The organism is Paenarthrobacter sp. CM16 (assembly GCF_013179505.1).
Lineage (GTDB): Bacteria > Actinomycetota > Actinomycetes > Actinomycetales > Micrococcaceae > Arthrobacter.
In genome coordinates, this window is sequence record NZ_JABMCX010000080.1 from 1 (window position 1) to 17041 (window position 17041).

General features: G+C 62.0%; 13 protein-coding genes and 1 pseudogene. 6 read left to right on the forward strand and 8 right to left on the reverse strand.

The window, feature by feature from the left end; genetic code table 11:
- The 7 genes from secA to mtrA form a co-directional block, all read right to left on the reverse strand.
- Positions 1–1925, reverse strand: a 1925-nt coding sequence (gene secA / locus HP499_RS09130; RefSeq protein WP_172323775.1) for a preprotein translocase subunit SecA, incomplete at its 3' end; no start/stop codon positions are given.
- A 42-nt stretch (positions 1926–1967) separates the two neighbouring features.
- Positions 1968–3257, reverse strand: coding sequence for a winged helix-turn-helix domain-containing protein (locus HP499_RS09135; protein WP_172323776.1), 1290 nt, complete (start codon positions 3255–3257; stop codon positions 1968–1970).
- A 29-nt stretch (positions 3258–3286) separates the two neighbouring features.
- On the reverse strand, positions 3287–4015 hold the full coding sequence (gene hpf / locus HP499_RS09140) for a ribosome hibernation-promoting factor, HPF/YfiA family (RefSeq protein WP_172323777.1): 729 nt from the start codon (positions 4013–4015) through the stop codon (positions 3287–3289).
- A 158-nt stretch (positions 4016–4173) separates the two neighbouring features.
- A complete protein-coding gene (locus HP499_RS25475; protein ID WP_309138365.1) occupies positions 4174–5349 on the reverse strand; it encodes a phosphoribosyltransferase family protein in 1176 nt (391 codons plus the stop codon).
- A 51-nt stretch (positions 5350–5400) separates the two neighbouring features.
- A complete protein-coding gene (locus tag HP499_RS09150; protein WP_172323787.1) occupies positions 5401–7113 on the reverse strand; it encodes an LpqB family beta-propeller domain-containing protein in 1713 nt (570 codons plus the stop codon).
- A gap of 2 nt (positions 7114–7115) precedes the next feature.
- The gene (gene mtrB / locus HP499_RS09155) at positions 7116–9116 is read right to left on the reverse strand and encodes an MtrAB system histidine kinase MtrB (RefSeq protein WP_172323779.1); all 2001 of its coding nucleotides are present in this window, start codon (positions 9114–9116) and stop codon (positions 7116–7118) included.
- Entirely contained in the window at positions 9088–9762 is a 675-nt protein-coding gene (mtrA, locus tag HP499_RS09160; RefSeq protein WP_172323780.1) for an MtrAB system response regulator MtrA, read from the reverse strand. Before mtrA ends, mtrB begins: the two co-directional genes overlap by 29 nt.
- A 565-nt stretch (positions 9763–10327) precedes the next feature.
- Between mtrA and HP499_RS25095 the strand changes: the two genes are divergently transcribed.
- From HP499_RS25095 to HP499_RS09190, 6 genes are all read left to right on the forward strand, one after another.
- On the forward strand, positions 10328–11308 hold the full coding sequence (locus HP499_RS25095) for a glycerophosphoryl diester phosphodiesterase membrane domain-containing protein (RefSeq protein ID WP_253951491.1): 981 nt from the start codon (positions 10328–10330) through the stop codon (positions 11306–11308).
- Positions 11305–11997 (forward strand): DUF4129 domain-containing protein, encoded by a 693-nt coding sequence (locus HP499_RS09170; RefSeq protein WP_172323782.1) that lies wholly within the window; start codon positions 11305–11307, stop codon positions 11995–11997. Before HP499_RS25095 ends, HP499_RS09170 begins: the two co-directional genes overlap by 4 nt.
- Entirely contained in the window at positions 11994–13196 is a 1203-nt protein-coding gene (locus HP499_RS09175; protein ID WP_172323783.1) for a DUF4350 domain-containing protein, read from the forward strand. The genes HP499_RS09170 and HP499_RS09175 overlap by 4 nt, the downstream gene beginning before the upstream one ends.
- Complete coding sequence (locus HP499_RS09180) at positions 13193–14308, forward strand: MoxR family ATPase (protein WP_172323784.1); 1116 nt, start codon at positions 13193–13195, stop codon at positions 14306–14308. The genes HP499_RS09175 and HP499_RS09180 overlap by 4 nt, the downstream gene beginning before the upstream one ends.
- Before the next feature lie 136 nt (positions 14309–14444).
- Positions 14445–15737, forward strand: coding sequence for a DUF58 domain-containing protein (locus HP499_RS09185; protein WP_172323785.1), 1293 nt, complete (start codon positions 14445–14447; stop codon positions 15735–15737).
- Between the two features lie 24 nt (positions 15738–15761).
- The gene (locus HP499_RS09190) at positions 15762–16487 is read left to right on the forward strand and encodes a DUF4166 domain-containing protein (protein ID WP_172323786.1); all 726 of its coding nucleotides are present in this window, start codon (positions 15762–15764) and stop codon (positions 16485–16487) included.
- Between the two features lie 52 nt (positions 16488–16539).
- Here the strand turns inward: HP499_RS09190 and HP499_RS09195 are convergent.
- A pseudogene (locus HP499_RS09195) lies at positions 16540–17041 on the reverse strand (hypothetical protein); the annotation flags it as partial.

The following is a 17041-nucleotide window of genomic DNA, read 5'->3' on the forward strand; positions in this document are numbered from 1 at the left end:
AGGACGTTCTTTCGCTGCTCGGCGTTGCGGCCCTCCACTTGGCCCTGGGCCGATGCGATGGCGCGCGAGACGAGCTTGGATTCAAGGGCAACGTCGTCCGGTACGGAGCTGTTCATGAGGCGTTCGGCAGCACCTGAGTTGAACAACCTCATGAGGTCATCCGTCAGGGAAAGGTAGAAGCGGGATTCGCCGGGGTCGCCTTGGCGTCCTGAACGGCCTCGCAGCTGGTTATCGATCCGACGGGATTCGTGGCGCTCGGTACCCAGGACGTACAGTCCGCCGAGGTCCAGAACCTCTTCGTGTTCGTCTTTGACCGCTTGCTTTGCCGCAGAAAGCGCCTCGGGCCAAGCTGCCTCGTACTCTTCGGAGTTCTCCTCGGGATCGAGCCCGCGCTTTGCCAGCTCTGCGATGGCAGTAAATTCCGCGTTGCCGCCGAGCATGATGTCAGTACCGCGGCCGGCCATGTTCGTGGCAACGGTAACGGCGCCTTTTCGTCCGGCCTGGGCCACGATGGATGCTTCACGTGCATGGTTCTTGGCGTTAAGAACCTCATGCCGGATGCCTTCCTTGGCAAGCAGCTTCGAGAGGTACTCGCTCTTTTCAACACTGGTGGTGCCCACCAACACCGGCTGGCCTTTCTCGTGCCGCTCGGCGATGTCCTGGACGACGGCGTCGAACTTTACGACTTCGTTTTTGTAGACGAGGTCCGGCTGGTCGATCCGCTGCATGTCGCGGTTGGTGGGGATGGGGACGACACCCAGCTTGTAGGTGCTCATGAACTCTGCGGCCTCAGTCTCGGCCGTACCGGTCATGCCGGCGAGCTTCGAGTACATGCGGAAGTAGTTCTGCAGGGTCACCGTGGCCAGGGTCTGGTTCTCGGCCTTGATCTCGACATTTTCCTTGGCCTCAATGGCCTGGTGCATGCCTTCGTTGTACCGGCGTCCCGCCAGGATACGGCCGGTGTGCTCATCAACAATCAGGACCTCGCCATCGAGGATGACGTAATCTTTGTCCCGCTTGAACAGTTCTTTGGCTTTGATGGCGTTGTTAAGGAATCCGATCAACGGCGTGTTTGCCGATTCGTAGAGATTTTGGATTCCGAGGTAGTCCTCGACCTTTTCAATGCCGGCTTCAAGGACGCCTACGGTGCGCTTCTTTTCATCGACCTCGTAATCGATTTCAGGCTGCAGGCGCACTACGACCTTCGCGAATTCGCTGTACCAGCGGTTGGTGTCTCCCTGAGCGGGACCGGAAATGATGAGCGGCGTACGGGCTTCATCGATCAGGATGGAGTCGACCTCATCCACGATCGCGAAGTTGTGGCCGCGCTGAACAAGTTCACTGGCGTCCCAGGCCATGTTGTCACGCAGGTAATCGAAGCCGAACTCGTTGTTGGTTCCGTACGTGATGTCTGCAGCGTACTGCTGGCGCCGGACTGCGGGATCCTGGTTGGACAGGATGCAACCGCTGGTCAGTCCCAGGAACCTGTAAACGCGGCCCATCAATTCGGACTGGTATTCCGCGAGATAGTCATTGACCGTCACAACGTGGACACCCTTGCCGGCCAGCGCGTTCAAATACGCCGGGGCCGTTGCCACGAGGGTCTTGCCTTCACCGGTTTTCATTTCCGCAATGTTGCCCAGGTGGAGGGCGGCGCCGCCCATCAACTGGACATCGAAGTGGCGCATGCCCAAGGTGCGGGAAGAAGCCTCCCGCACAGCGGCGAATGCTTCGGGGAGGAGCGCTTCCAGGGTCTCGCCGTCCTGGTGACGAGTCCGGAGATGGTCCGTCTCCTCGCGGAGTTCGGCGTCCGTGAAGGACTTGAAGGAGTCTTCCAGGGCATTGATGGAATCGGCATAGTTCCGCAATTGCTTGAGTGTCTTTTTGTCACCCGTGCGGAGAAGTTTTTCGATTAGTGATGCCACGTGAAATTGCTCCCAGTCTCATGCTGCCGAATTCTGGCTGTTTCAGTCTACGGGAGAGACCAGTGCCACGTTGCCGCGTTCACCTATCAGCGGACTGTCCGGCTGCAGCAATCCATCACGGCCCTCAGCACGATCCGCCACGGCTTCGGCGAGGACCCCGGCGAGATCCCCCACCGGCCACACCACGACGTCCTGCAACTTGAGCCACGAGGCCATAAGTTCCAGTTCGGCGGCAAGTTCGACGGCGGTATCCGCCGGAGCTCCGAGCTCAGCGAACGCCGAGCGCACCAGGAGCCGGCCGGACGCCCGATCGGCTTTCAGGTCCACCCTGGCCACGATTCCATCCCTCAGAAGGAACGGCAGGACGTAATAGCCGTACTGGCGCTTGGCCGCTGGCGTATAAATCTCTATCCGGTAATGGAAGCCAAAGAGTTCCTCGAGGCGCCGCCTCTCAAAGACCAGCGAATCGAACGGGCTCAGCAGGGCACGGCCCTCCGCCTTTCGTGGCACCGTGGCAGTGACATGCCGGTAGGTTTCCCTCTCCCAACCCTTCACTGTCACTGGAAGGAGGCGCCCCGCGCGGACCAATCGCCGAACAGACTCCGCGCCGGCTTTGAGGGGTGTGCGGAAGTAGTCGGAAAAGCAGCGGGCAGTTCCGAGGCCATGAGCCTGGGCGGCCGCATCCATCAGGCGGTCAAGCGAGTCTTCGGGCGTGCCCCCTGGCTGTGCCACGAAAGGAACCACCCTGGAGGTCAACGTGTACTTTCGCTCGAATTGCTGTGTCCGTGAGGCGGCGGAAATCCGTCCTTCTTCAAACAGGTGTTCCAGGACCCGTTTGACGATGTTCCAGTTCCATCCCCAGTTGCCTCGGTCAGCTTCTTCGTCATGTCCGAGCTCTGCCGTAAGTTCCGAAGCCGTCATGGGTTGTCCCGCTGTGAGTGCGGTAAGAATACGCTCTTCCATATCCTGGCGGACATGGGGTTCCAAGTGGTGGGCGCCAACCCAAGCCCGCTTTTGCCACACCATGAGGTCTTGAAAGTGCTCAGGGCGGATAAAGCTTGCCTCGTGTGCCCAATACTCCATCATGCGGCGCGGTTTCCGTCCGGCCATCGTGTGAAGGATATGGGGGTCGTAATTACCAAGCCGGGAAAAGAACGGAAGGTAATGGCTTCGTGCCACCACGTTCACGGAATCGATCTGGACAAGCTGGAGTTGGGCAAAGGTCCGGCCCACCGCCCGTGCTGTCACGGGACCGGCGGGCCGGGTCCTTGCCAATCCTTGAGCTGCCAATGCGATCCGCCGTGCCTGTGAGAGGCTCAGCGAAGCGGTCATGGAAGTCCCTTCATGCAGGAGATGTTGCCTTACTTGGCTGTGGACGCCTGATCATCGGAACGGTAGGCGTGTATTTTCTCTTCCACAGCTTCCTCGCCGGGTTCGCAGGTGGAGTCGAGCGTGATCACGCCATAAGTCCAGCCGTTGCGACGATAGACGACTGACGGGGCATTGGTTTCCTTGTCCAGGAAGAGATAGAAGTTGTGGCCCACAAGCTCCATATTGTCCACGGCGTCATCCAGCGTCAGTGAGGCTGCCGGGAAGACTTTCCGACGGATCAGGACAGGTGAATCACCTGCGGGAATGTCGTTCTCGATCTCGTAGGGAGAACGCTCGTCTACCGGTGGGGCAGCTTCCTGGTGGTTGCCGGCCTCGACGTAGAGCGGTTCGCTCGCACTGGCTGGCTCGAGTGTTGCTGTGGCCTCCCGCACGGCTTTCGGCGTGTGGCGTCCGTGGTGCACCTTTTTCCGGTCCTTTGCACGGCGAAGCCTCTCCAGAAGCTTGCTGTACGCGAGATCGAAGGCAGCGAATTTGTCAGCGGCTGTAGCCTCGGCACGGATGACGGGGCCGCGGCCCAGGACTGTCACTTCAACGGTGAGCTGGCCCGGTGTCTGCCGAGGGTTGGTTTCCTTCGAAACCTTGGCGTCGACTCGCTGGACCTTATCCCCCAGCGACTCAATCTTTGAGATTTTCTCGCCGGCGTATTCGCGAAAGCGGTCAGAAACTGTGAGATTTCGTCCGCTGATCATGAACTCCATGGTGCCCTCCAAATAACTCAGGTGACACGACAACGACTCTGTTGGGGGCTTGTCTGACGGACAGTCGAGCCCCTTTCCGAGCCGCTATCGACAGGTACATCTGTTCTTGGTACCCACAACCGACGTTAGTTCATCGCCACGCGTTATTCATCCTTTAGTCACTTATTTTTTGATTGAGTCTCGAGGACTTCATAGGGATCGCCCTCGACCGGGTGGGAAGCGTAGGCTGGTGGCCTCGTGGCCGCAAGAACAACGGCGCCGCAGACCACGCCTCCCGCTGCTTCCACGGCACGCATTGCTTCGGCAAGGGTGGCGCCGGTAGTGAGAACGTCATCGACGAGAATGCATTTCCTGCCCTTGATTTCCCTAAGTCTCCGGCTTCTTACGCGCATGGATCCGCGGACTCTTTTAGCCCGGGCGCCCCGCCCCAATCCTTTTTGCCCCGCGCCGGATGCCCGTCTCCCATCACCGACAAACAGATCGGCTGCCCTGTCCAAAAGACTCCCGGGCGATTGCCAGCTGATACGGGTGGGACCGCGTCTTTTCTCCAGCGCATCAATGGTTGGGCACGCCGGCACCATGCCTCGCATCCGCACGACGAAGAGCAAAAGATGTACTGGACTGAATCCCCTCTTCCGGTAAGCCCGGCCGCTTGTCGGGATTGGCACCAGGCAGAAACCCGGCTCACCCCCAATGGCACGTTCCACCGCTTTGCCCAGGCACGATGCCAGCACCCCGGCCAAGCGCCATTGGCCAAAGCGCTTGAAGGACAAGAGGCACTGTGCAAGTTCATCCCGGTAGGGACCCGCGGCTACCACCCCCAGCTTCACTGTGCCGTCCGTCAGAACCAACCCGGGGGATTCCTGTTCCGCCCGGAAAGGTTGCCTGCAGAGTTGGCGAACGTGCTTGGCGCAGTTTCCGCACAACACTGTGTCCTCCGCTGAACAGCAAACGCACTCCACCGGAACCAGCATTCCAAGGAGGTCGAGCACCGTTCCCTGGAGCACCGCAAGAAGCCGGCCGAGGCGCCGTTTATCCGGACCACGACGACGACCGCGGACCGGATCAATCGGTTGGAGGTCTGGGTCCCGGCCCCTGAGGCGCCTGTGGGTACCAACATCAGTGACACGAATCCTGCCTGGGGCAGTGCCTGTGCCGACGGCGCACCGGACCCCGCTGGGAGCGGCGGTCCCAGGAGGAACTGCGGTGCTAATAAGGGCTGCGGTGCCTGTGACAGGTGCAGTGCCACTAAGGAGTGCTGTCCCGATGCCTGGTGGTGAAGTCTGCCCGACTGCTGCGATCATGGTGCCAGCCTGGACGGGTACGGGCGTCATTGGAAGGCACGCTCAAAGCCATGTGGACAATCGGTAGATCCTGACCGGCGCTCAGCCGGGGAATGCCGGCTCCGTGGGTCCCTTGAGCTGGAGTTCCCACCCGTTGCCGACCCGTTGGAACACACCGGCCTCGGATTGCCCGTAAATCTGTTCCGAACCGTTTCCGGCACTCAGGCTGGTCAAGCCGTCCCAGGGAGCCAACTGTTGCGGCTCACCGGATTCGAGGGACAGCAACTCAGGCACCACGGTTCCTGTGGGCGATCCGGACATCACCGCCACTGTTGAACTGTTAACCCAGACTCCCTGGTCAGCCGAACCGGTACTTACCAGCGTGATGGGCGCGGTGAGATCTTTGGGAACGCCATCTGCGTTGCGCACTATTCCGGTGATCTGCACCGTTGACTTACCGTTGGCTACAGAAATGACCAGCGCCCTGGTCCCCTCCCTGGAAACCCTGAAGTCCTTGACGGTTCGTCCGGATAGCCAGGAGGGCGTCATGGTGACATTGGGGATGGCCATACCCGGAGCGACGCCAGTAGGTTTGAACGCCACCACTTCGGCAGCGCCGTTGGCGCCCGGCCCTGCAGTCCATACCCAGTCGTGCGGACTGAATGAAGGACCGGTGAGCGTGCTCCTGGTAGTCAGCTGGCGTGCGGGCTGCCCGGGTTCAATGGCATACAGAGTTGTCTTGTCACCGTTGAGGAATGCGGCCGTTTGGGACACCGGCGACTCAGCCGGCGCATGGGGTCCCAAACCGGACACGGACTGTATGTCCGGAAGCGGAGTCACCCGGTTGTTCTCGTACCTCACCAAATCGCCGTTGCTCACGGCAATCTGGCGGGCCGGAACGCTCTTATCCACCACGGGTGGCAGTACCGTCCCGTTGTCCTCAACCCTTACCAGGTCCTGGTCAGCCCGCAGTTGGACATTGATGACATCAGGTTGGTCCCTGAAGGTCAAAGCCAACTGGTTTTGCATCCGCTGGCGGTCCTCCGCCGAGGCATCAAACAGTTCTTTGGCAGACAGGTCCACCTGCGCGGAGCCGGACACAACCGGCACGGACTCCCGTGCAAGTTTCATGCCGGACGGGAAGGCGCTAACCACTGCACCACGAAGATAAGGTGCCGGCCCGGCCAGCACGGCGGACGTCATGGACTTGACCGTGTTCTTCTTGATGAACCAACGGTAGTCGGGCACGGCATAGGTAAACGTAGGGTCATAGAAATATATGGGGAATGCCCCGTATATGACCTTGAACGTCTCCTCCGGTATGGCCGTGCCATCAGGCACTTTGGAAATGCGCCATTGGCCTTCCACTTGCTCAAGGGTCAGCGGAATCGTCTCTTTGGTGCCAGGCGGAAACTGTGTAGCCACGCCATCGGCGTCCACCGAATAGGCGAGGTCCAGTTCGTAAAGGTATTCGTTCTCCCCCGCTGCCTTGACTACCTGCGCTTCACGGAAAACGATGGCCCGTTTGTCTGGCTTCCAGGTAACGGACTGGGCCTGCGTGAGGTACTGGCGTGCCACAGGGTAATCATCCTCATAGCCGCTGCCGGCCATGTAGAAATCCTCAATCACGGTTTCCGGGCTTGAGCCAGCGCGCGGTGCTGCCGGAAAGAAGACCGGCGCGTTGGGGTTTCCGGCGCCCTCATCCTTGCTTTTACCAACCGGGCCGGATCGTGGAATTTGCGCACAGGAGGCCAGCAGCACCATCAGGACGGCCATCACCGCCACGATCGCACGTGATCTCCGGAAGCGCGCCATGGTCATGCTCCCCGTCCTGTTTCAGTGTCAGGCGCCGGTTTGCCGGCTCCGGGATGGGAGTGCTGTTGGCCCGTCCCGGACTCTGTGCCCAGGATGAGCATGTGCCGGTCACTCACCGCCCCGGGGAACTCAATGTCCGCTGGCTCAAGCTGAAGCGGAGATTTCACGATAGTGCCTCCCTGCCGAAGGGGAAGTGTCAACCGGAAATTGGAACCGGATCCCTTGCTGCCCCACGCCTGAAGCCAACCGTTGTGCAGTTTGGTGTCTTCCGCTGCAATGGACAGGCCAAGACCACTGCCACCAGTGGTCCGGGCGCGGGCAGGATCTGCACGCCAGAATCGATCGAACACCCTGGCCGCTTCTGCCTGGCTCATCCCGATGCCGTGGTCCCTGACCGAAACAGCAACAGCTTCATGGTTGGCTGCTACTGAGATATGGATCGGCTTTCCTTCTCCATGCTCCAAGGCATTGAGCAGCAAATTGCGGAGGATCCGGTCGATCCGCCGGGAGTCCATCTCCACCACGATGCTCTTCTGCCGGGCGTTGAGGCGGACCTCTGAGCCGTATTCAGCTGCAACAGGTGCTGCACCCTCCATGACATGGGAGATTACTTGGAAAATGTCTTGGGGTTCTGCATCCAGAACGGCTGCGCCGGCGTCGAAGCGGGAGATCTCCAACAAATCAGAGAGCAGAGACTGGAAACGCTCTACCTGGTGGTACAGCAGTTCGGCGGACCTCTTATTCATGGGATCAAAGTCTTCACGGGCGTCGAAGAGGACCTCGGCGGCCATTCGGACCGTGGTCAGCGGGGTGCGAAGCTCATGGGATACATCGGAAACGAATCGTTGCTGCATTTGCGACAAAGTGGCCAGCTGGGTGATTTGTTCCTGGAGGCTCGCCGCCATGTGGTTGAACGAAGCACCGAGTCGTGCCACCTCATCCTCGCCCTTAACCACCATGCGCTCCTGCAGTTGACCGGCCGCAAGCTTTTCCGAGACCACGGCAGCATGGCTGACAGGACTGACTACGTTGCGCGTCACATACCAGGCAATGGCCCCGATCATAAGGACCAGGGCAGCTCCACCCGCCCAGAGGACGTTCTGAATTTCGTCCAACGTTTGCTGGGCAGTATTGAGGTCGTAAATCAGGTACAGCTCATAGGACGTGCCATTGAACGTGACCATGTTTCCCACGGCAATGCCTGGGCGGTCCTCATTTCCGACAGGAAATTGCGTGGAAGCCCAGAATTGCTGCTTGCCGCCTTCCTGAACAGCCTTCCGGAGCTCCGGCGGTATCACCCTGACCGTCAACTGATCGGAGGCCCTCGACTCGACCCAGCGGTTGCGCGGCTTGGTCTGCTCAGGCTTCGCCTCGAAAACATAGCGGCGTTGGATCACAGAGCCACGGCCCTCCACGGCCGTCAGGGTGTCATAGACCAACGTGATGACGCTGGACTGATCGGTGACCTGAGCGCCGTCGAACGTGTCCTGGACCTGCTTGACGTTGTACCGCGACTCGGACTCGGCCTGGGCCAAACGCTCCTGGAAAAGGTTATTGGCTATCTGGTTGGACAAGTAAGCGCCCACAATGGCAAAGGATGTAACTGCCAACAAAAGGGTAGTGAGAACTGTCCGGAATTCCAGGGAACGCCGCCAGCGCTTCAACAACGAGCGCCAAAGATGACGCAGCCCCGGTCTGATCTGCCGCACGCCAAGGGACACCAGGCGCGAAACCCGCAGCACCAGGATAAGTCCGCGCCGTGTCCAGATTCGCGCCCGGAAAAGGAACCATGGCACTGTCCGAGTGTTCTGCTGCGGTTGGGCTGCAGTTGACGGTAAAGACTCCCCGGGGGATGAATCAGAAGTGGTGCCGGGGGTCGGTGACGAAGCCGGGGTCACTTGCTGGACACCGGCCGCCTCTGGACCTTGGGGCCTAAGGTCACCTTCGGCCGCGCCGGCTTTACCGGCCGGAGACTCAGGAACCTGCTTTATATCCGACACCACGCACCGTCAGAACGACCTCGGGCGCCTCAGGGTCACGTTCGATCTTGGACCGCAGACGCTGGACGTGGACGTTGACCAAACGTGTATCCGCGGCGTGACGGTAGCCCCAGACCTGCTCGAGGAGCAGCTCGCGGGTGAAGACCTGCCAGGGTTTGCGTGCCAGCGCCACCAGGAGATCGAACTCCAAAGGGGTCAATGAAATGCGGTCACCGCCACGGGTGACCAAGTGGCCCGCGACGTCGATGGTCACGTCAGCGATGCGCAGGGTTTCGGGGGCCTTTTGGTCGCCTGGACGGAGTCGGGCACGAACGCGTGCCACGAGCTCGGCGGGTTTGAAGGGCTTCGGCACGTAATCGTCCGCGCCGGATTCCAGGCCGCGGACCACATCGGAGGTGTCCGACTTTGCCGTCAGCATGACGATCGGCACATCGGATTCGCCGCGGATCTGCCGGCAGACTTCGATGCCGTCGGACCCAGGCAGCATCAGGTCCAACAAGACCAGATCCGGCTTGGACGAGCGGAAGATCTCCAAGGCCTTGCCGCCATCTGCGCAGAACACCGGCTCGAAACCATCATTGCGCAGGACGATGCCAATCATCTCTGCGAGCGCTTCGTCGTCGTCAACTACCAGAATGCGTGCCTTCATAGTTATATATTCCCTTATCACCAAGTCTTTGTCCCGTTGGGCACAGCGCACGGCATGGCGCCCCAAGGGCAGTTCCACCGTACTGCACAACTGCGCGAGCCTGCCTGCCGCGGCTGCCCGGGCGTCGGGCTATGAGGGACGACGGCGGGACTATAGGCTGGGGGCCAAGGTCCGTTTGGGGGACGTCGAAGGTCGGCGGGCCGGGTCTTATGGGGAGGATAACGTGTCACAACCAGAGCACGGCCGGGAACCACAACCGGGCAACCAACCCGCGTGGGGCAACCAACCACAACCGGGCAACCAACCCGCGTGGGGCAACCAACCACAACCGGGCAACCAACCCGCGTGGGGCAACCAACCACAATGGGGCGGTCCTTCTGCGTGGGCGCCCCCGCAAGGCGGCGGGCAGTATGGCCAACCGTCTCCGGGTTGGCCACCCGGCCCACCCTACGGGCAGCCCCTTTACGTCGCTCCCCCGAAGCCGGGAGTCATCCCGCTGCGGCCTTTGCAGTTCGGCGAGATCCTGGACGGATCATTCCAGACGATCCGTCGCAACGCTGCTTCCATGTTCGGTTCTGCACTCATAGTGCAGGCCATCGGCGCAATCTTCATCGGCATTGTCACGGTGGGAATGTTCCAACTGACCGCCTCTTTTGAATCGGTCAACTCTGAAGCGGATTTCAATGAAGCCATGGGTCCCTTCCTCGCCATTATGGCAAGTACTTTGGGTGTCTCGGTGCTGATCGGTTTTCTGGGCTCGGTCCTTCAAGGCGTCCTGGTGGTGCCGGTGGCGCGGTCGGTCCTTAACCGGCGTACGGGTTTCAAGCAGATGTGGCAGTTGGCCGGCAGAAGGATCTGGCCGCTGCTGGGCGTCGCGGTTCTGCTGACTATCGGCGGGCTGCTGGCAGCCGCGGCAGTGGTGGGTGTTGCCGTTCTGCTCTTTACCGCCATCGGGCCCGGGGCGTTGTTGCTTGTCCTGCCCCTGGGGCTTGGTTCGGCGGTGCTTTTTGTCTGGATCGGGTTGAAGTTGATGCTGGCGCCGGCCGCGATCGTCGTTGAGCGGACAGGTGTTTACGACGGACTCCTGAGGTCCTGGCAGCTGACCAGGAACAACTGGTGGCGCATCTTCGGCATTACGTTGGTGGTTGCGATCATGGTGGGCGTCATTGCCCAGATCGTCCAGATCCCCGCGTCCTTGGCGGCTACTGCCATTGGCGGAGTGGTTACTCCCCACCCTGATGCGGAGTCTGTTACTTCCACCCTGGTTGTCACCACGATCATTTCTTCAGTGATCGGGGCTTTGGTGGGGTCGGTAACGTTCGCCTTTCAGGCCTCCGTGTTTGGCTTGATCTACATGGACCTGCGCATGCGCCGTGATGGCCTGGACGTGGAGCTGATGCGGCTGATGGAAACGGGTGCCGATCCCGATGGAGTGCCCGGCAGCCCCTCGACTCCAAGCCCGGATGCTTCACTCCAAGCTCCAAACCAGCCGCCGCAAGGCGGACAGTTTCCGGCTTCGCCTCCCGGGCCACGGCCTCCGGCATGACGGTCATCCCCTTGGATGCAGCCACCACGTTGGCGGCCATGGAGCCGCCGGTAACCCCGGACCGCGAAGAGGCGCGGCGCTGGGCGGCTGAAGAACTTTCCAATCCCCGGTATCCTGATGCCCAACCCGGCTGGCTGGACCAATTGTGGCGTGACTTTCTCGACTGGTTGTCGTCGCTGGAGGGTGAGGGATTGGGCCAAGGACCGGACCTTGGAATTCCGTTGATGATAGCTGTGGCCCTTGCGCTCATTGTCGCCGCGGTGATTGTGGTCCGGCCCCGGCTGAACGCGCGTCGTAAAGCTACTGGAGTCGATATCTACGGCGATGACGCCAGTGTCGATTCGGAGGGCTACAGGAAGCGCGCGGCAACCGCAGCCGACGACGGCGACTGGCCATCCGCCGTCGTCGATCAGTTCAGGGCACTTGTCCGCTCCGCGGAGGAGCGCGACATCATCGACGTGCGTGCAGGGCGGACAGCCGATGAAGTGGCGAATCAGTTGGGGCAGGTATTTGGTTCAGCACAGGCCCGGCTGGATGCGGCAGCCCGCCTTTTCGATGCCGTGCGCTACGGCGAACAGGGGGCAACTGCCTCGGACTACGAGTCCATTCGCTTGCTTGATACAGATCTCCTGGACATGAAGCCTGACTTCGCTGGACAGGCACACGCCGGATTCGCGGTGCCCCGATGACAACCTCCACGGTCAAAGAGAACGCGGTCCGGGGTGAAGCTGATTCAAAGACGCCGTCCGGTGGGAGTACTTTCCGTACCTGGTTCCGAAAGCACCTGGCCTGGATCATGATCGGCGCCCTCCTGGCTGGTTTGGTGGCCTATCTGGCTGTCTCCAGTGTCTCGGGCGCCAAGGATCCCCGGCCACTGTCTTCCCGCAACCCGGCGCCGGACGGCGCAATGGCTGCAGCTGAAATCCTCGGGCGTCACGGTGTCTCGGTCACACCGACCGATACGTTGGCAGACACCATGGATGCCTTGGCCGAACCTAACGAGACCACTGTTCTCATCTACGACCCCCGTGGCTTCCTCGACCGGACGCAGCTCGAAGACATAACGGACACCGCAAACCACGTAGTGCTGGTCAATCCGCGACTGAGGACCCTCAATGCGCTGGAGCAGGAATTCCGCCCCGGGGGCGTGGTTCCTGATGGAACAAAGGTTCTTGAACCCCGATGCGACCTGGAAGACGCCCTCGTGGCAGGCAAAATCTCCGCCCAGGGCTTTATCTATTCGGGCCCTGTGGTGTGCTACCCGGCAACAGGTCAGGGGTCCGGCCTCTACGCGGCATCGGCGGACGGCCGGGTGGTGGTCATGGGCAGCACGGATTTGCTGAACAACCAGCATCTGGCTTCCGAGGGAAATGCAGCCCTCGCGCTCCGCACCTTGGGCAAGGACCGGAAACTGGTCTGGTATCTGCCCGGAGCAGGAGACCTTGCCGCAACCGACTCAACACCTACTCTCAATGAACTGGCACCCCGCTGGCTCGCTTTCGTGGGACCGTGGCTCGCAATCGTGGTGCTCCTGGCAATAGCCTGGCGCGGCCGACGCATGGGGCCCCTGGTCTTCGAGCCGCTTCCAGTGGTGGTGAAAGCTGCCGAAACGGCCGAAGGCAGGGCAAGGCTTTACCAGGACTCGCGGGCAGTGGACCGTGCGGCGGAGAACTTGCGGGCAGGCACGCTGGCCCGTTTGGCGCGGCACTTCAACCTTGGGATGGACGCCACCCCGGAGGCAGTCGTGGACGCTTCTTCCAGACACGTGGAGCGGCCGGTTACGGACGTCAGATCGGTGCTCCTCGACTTCAGGCCTGACAACGAAGGACAACTGGTGCAATGGGCACAACAGATCGAACGAATCGAACAGGAGGCGACCACCCGATGAGCAGCCAGCCGAACAGCTACACGGAGAGCACCAGCCAGCAGACCGGTGGTGTCCCGCCTCAACAGAATGTTCCCCAACCGGATGTCGCGCCTCAGGCCATGCCTCAGCAATACGCGCCGCAAGGAGGGGATCCCGCCGGAAACGGCCGCCGTTCCGCAATCGAAGACCCTGCCCGGCAGTCCCTGCTGAATGTCCGAACTGAGGTGGGCAAAGCCGTTGTGGGGCAGGATCCCACCGTCACGGGCATGCTTATTGCCTTGCTCTGCGGGGGTCACGTCCTGTTGGAAGGGGTGCCCGGAGTGGCCAAGACCCTGCTGGTGAGGGCACTGTCCACCGCTTTGAGCCTGGACACCAAACGTGTCCAGTTCACCCCTGACCTCATGCCCGGTGATGTCACCGGCTCACTGGTCTATGACTCCCATTCCTCGGAGTTCACCTTCCGCGAAGGCCCGGTGTTCACCAACATCATGCTCGCGGACGAAATCAACCGCACTCCGCCCAAGACCCAGGCATCGCTCTTGGAAGCCATGGAAGAACGCCAGGTTTCCGTCGACGGCGTCTCCCGCCCGCTGCCGAGCCCGTTCATCGTAGCCGCAACGCAGAACCCGGTGGAGTATGAGGGCACGTATCCCCTCCCCGAGGCCCAGCTGGACCGGTTCCTCCTCAAACTGACCATGCCTTTGCCGGGCCGTGCCGAGGAAATCGAGGTCATCCGGCGCCATGCCAGCGGCTTCGATCCGAGGGACCTCGCTGCAGCAGGCGTGCGTCCAGTGGCCGGCGCGGCAGAACTCGCAGCCGCCCAGGCCGCAGTAGCCCACGTAGCGGTGGCCCCGGAAATCCTTGCGTACATCGTTGACGTTGTCCGTGCCACCCGGTCTGCGCCGTCGTTCCAGCTGGGAGTCTCTCCGCGCGGTGCAACGGCGCTGCTCAATACTTCCAAGGCCTGGGCCTGGCTGTCCGGACGGACCTTTGTGACACCGGACGATGTCAAGGCGTTGTCTTTGCCGTGCCTGCGGCATCGTGTGGGGCTTCGGCCCGAAGCCCAAATGGACGGCATCCAGGTGGACGATGTCCTGGGCAGCATTCTGGCGTCCGTTCCGGTGCCGCGGTGACTTCCCGTACTGCCTTGTATTCCAGTACCGCGGAGGCTTCCAGTACCGCGGCGATTTGCGGGGTCCACGTAACGTCCGCCCCGGTGAGTTCCGACGCGCAAGCCCGCTCCGCTGCGACCTGGCTTAGGCGGCCTGAATGGCGGTGACGGGTCGTTTCGTGCTGCTTGCACTGGCCGGGTTGGTCCCGCTGGTGCTGTTTCCGGCATGGACCACCGTCCTGTTTGTCGCCTTGGGCCTGCTGCTGTTACTGGTTTTGGACCTGCTCCTGGCTGCTTCGCCGGCACGCCTTGGTTTGGCCCGCCAGCACCCGGGAAACGTGACGCTGGAGGGCCGGGCGGAGACTGTGGTGACGGTTGCCAATCCCACCCGGCGGACGGTGCGGGCAACCATCAGGGATGCGTGGCAGCCTTCGGCCGGAGCCATCGAGAACATCCAGTCGTTGACTGTGCCCCCGGGTGAGCGTCGACGCATGAGGGTGGCGTTGGTCCCCCGGCGCCGTGGTGACCTGGAAAGTCCGCACATCACCATCCGGTCCCAGGGTCCGCTTGGCCTGGCAGCCAGGCAACGGACGCGGGTGCTCCCCGGGCAGCTGAGGGTCCTGCCTCCCTTCCACTCAAAACGGCACCTGCCGTCCAAGCTTCGCAAGCTCCGGGAACTTGATGGCAGGGCCGCCGTGCAGATCCGCGGGGCAGGCACGGAATTCGATTCCCTCCGCGATTACGTACGCGGTGATGACGTCCGCTCCATCGATTGGCGGGCCACGGCACGCCGCTCTTCCGTGGTGGTCCGGACCTGGCGCCCGGAACGCGACAGGCGCGTGGTCATCGTCCTGGATACCTCCCGCACGGCCGCCGCCAGGATCGAGGACGAACCGCGCCTCGATACAGGAATTGAAGCGGCGCTGCTGCTCTCGGTCCTTGCAGAGCGCGGCGGGGACCGGGTTGACTTCCTCGCTTACGACCGCAGATTGCGTGCCCGGGTGGAGTCTGCATCCAAAGGGAACATGCTGGGCCAGTTGGTCCAGGCGATGGCCCCGCTGGAGGCAGAGCTGATCGAGCTGGATTGGCAGCAAATCCCGGGACAGGTCAGGGCCGTATCAGCGCACCGGTCGCTGGTGGTGCTGTTGACTGCGCTCGACGGCGGCGCCCCCGAAGAGGGCCTGTTGCCCACCGTGGCGCAGTTGTCGCGTCAACACGTAGTGGTGGTGGCCTCGGTCAGGGATCCGCTTCTGGCAGCCATGAAGGAGGAAAGGACCACCGCGAGCCAGGTGTTCCGCGCCGCAGCCGCCGAACGCGCCCTGTTGGAACGCGCCGCGGTGACGGCCCAACTACGGCAACTCGGCGCCGAAGTGGTGGACGCCGAACCGCTTGACGTCCCACCCCTGCTTGCGGACACCTACATCCGGCTCAAAGCGGCCGGACGACTCTAGATCCCGGTTCTTGAAAGGACTGCCATGAATTCCCCCATATACCAGCTGGCACTCGGCGATGACTTCACCAAGCTGACTCCCGAACTCCAGGAGTACTTTTCATTGGCAGCCGCTTCGGGCTCCTATGGCATAGGCGAAGGCGTCTTTGACGTGGTGGGCTGCCGGCAGAAATGGCTGCGTCCCCTGCTCGCCCTCACCGGCAGCGAGGAAGCCTTCTTCCCTGAATACGGTGAAGGTATCCGGTTCAGGATCGAGAACCACGCGCACGTGGATCCGTTCGGGCGTCCGGCATTGACAGCCCGGCGGGAAATCTATTTCCCCACGGGTACCAGGCTGTTTCACGACACCACGAGTGCCATTGTGCCGGGTCCCGGCGCGGGTGGCGGGAACAACCGTGCGCGCCTGGTTGACCATGTGGGCCGATATCGGCGGCTGGTGACGGACCTGGATGTCAGCGTTACTGCGGAGGGGCGGCTTCGTGGTGTCTCCAATGCGAGCCGGCTGTTGCTGGGGCCCCTACGCATACCCCTGCCGGCTGCCTTGGACGCTAGAGCCTACGCTGAGCAGTGGTGGGACAGCGCCGAAGGCAAACATCGTATTCAGGTCAAGGTCATCCAGCCGCAGATTGGATTGGTCCTGGTCTATGCAGGACGCTTCGATTACCGGCTGGCACCGTATTTGCCGGGAACAGCACCGGGCACGGCGCTTCCCCGATATGCAGAACCGGATCGCTGGGAACAACGGGTCTGACACGACCGACGGGCACTGGTGTCCCGTTCGGCCCGCTTCCCGGCAGTTCTCCTCAGCCCTGGGCCAACTGGTCCAGCCCGTCAGCTACCTGGGTGAGCTTTGCCAGCACTGATGTGGCCGCCGCGGGCTTGTAGCCGGCGAGTCCTGTCGCGGGAGTGACCCGGAGACCTGCCAGACCCGATGCCGGCAGCCCAAGCTGGCGCCATGGCTTCCAAATGCTCTCCACGATCTCCGAGGTGCGCGGCAGTTCCGCCCGTGGATCGTAGGTGGGGACTGCGCCGGCCCAGAGGCGCTTTCCGTTTTCCACGGCTCCTGCCAACTCCTCCCATTGACGGGTTGTAAGAGCCCTCAGGGGAAGTGCTATGCCGTCCGCCCCTGCCGCAAGGACCCGCTCGATCGGTGCTTCGATCTCCGGTACGGACACCACGGTCTCAACCACACCGGAGGCTTTGAGTGCCTCAACCAGCAACCGCCAGGACCCTGTAATTTCTTCACCGGAGACCGACCTCAGCGTCCTGTACCCACTGGCTGTCGGGATGGTTCCGGCCATCACC

Coding starts and splice junctions, on each gene's coding strand:
- HP499_RS09135 (WP_172323776.1), bottom strand. CDS start 3,257: ATGACCGCTTCGCTGAGCCTCTCACAGGCACGGCGGATCGCATTGGCA.
- hpf (WP_172323777.1), bottom strand. CDS start 4,015: ATGGAGTTCATGATCAGCGGACGAAATCTCACAGTTTCTGACCGCTTT.
- HP499_RS25475 (WP_309138365.1), bottom strand. CDS start 5,349: ATGACGCCCGTACCCGTCCAGGCTGGCACCATGATCGCAGCAGTCGGG.
- HP499_RS09150 (WP_172323787.1), bottom strand. CDS start 7,113: ATGGCGCGCTTCCGGAGATCACGTGCGATCGTGGCGGTGATGGCCGTC.
- mtrA (WP_172323780.1), bottom strand. CDS start 9,762: ATGAAGGCACGCATTCTGGTAGTTGACGACGACGAAGCGCTCGCAGAG.
- HP499_RS25095 (WP_253951491.1), top strand. CDS start 10,328: ATGTTCGGTTCTGCACTCATAGTGCAGGCCATCGGCGCAATCTTCATC.
- HP499_RS09170 (WP_172323782.1), top strand. CDS start 11,305: ATGACGGTCATCCCCTTGGATGCAGCCACCACGTTGGCGGCCATGGAG.
- HP499_RS09175 (WP_172323783.1), top strand. CDS start 11,994: ATGACAACCTCCACGGTCAAAGAGAACGCGGTCCGGGGTGAAGCTGAT.
- HP499_RS09180 (WP_172323784.1), top strand. CDS start 13,193: ATGAGCAGCCAGCCGAACAGCTACACGGAGAGCACCAGCCAGCAGACC.
- HP499_RS09185 (WP_172323785.1), top strand. CDS start 14,445: ATGGCGGTGACGGGTCGTTTCGTGCTGCTTGCACTGGCCGGGTTGGTC.
- HP499_RS09190 (WP_172323786.1), top strand. CDS start 15,762: ATGAATTCCCCCATATACCAGCTGGCACTCGGCGATGACTTCACCAAG.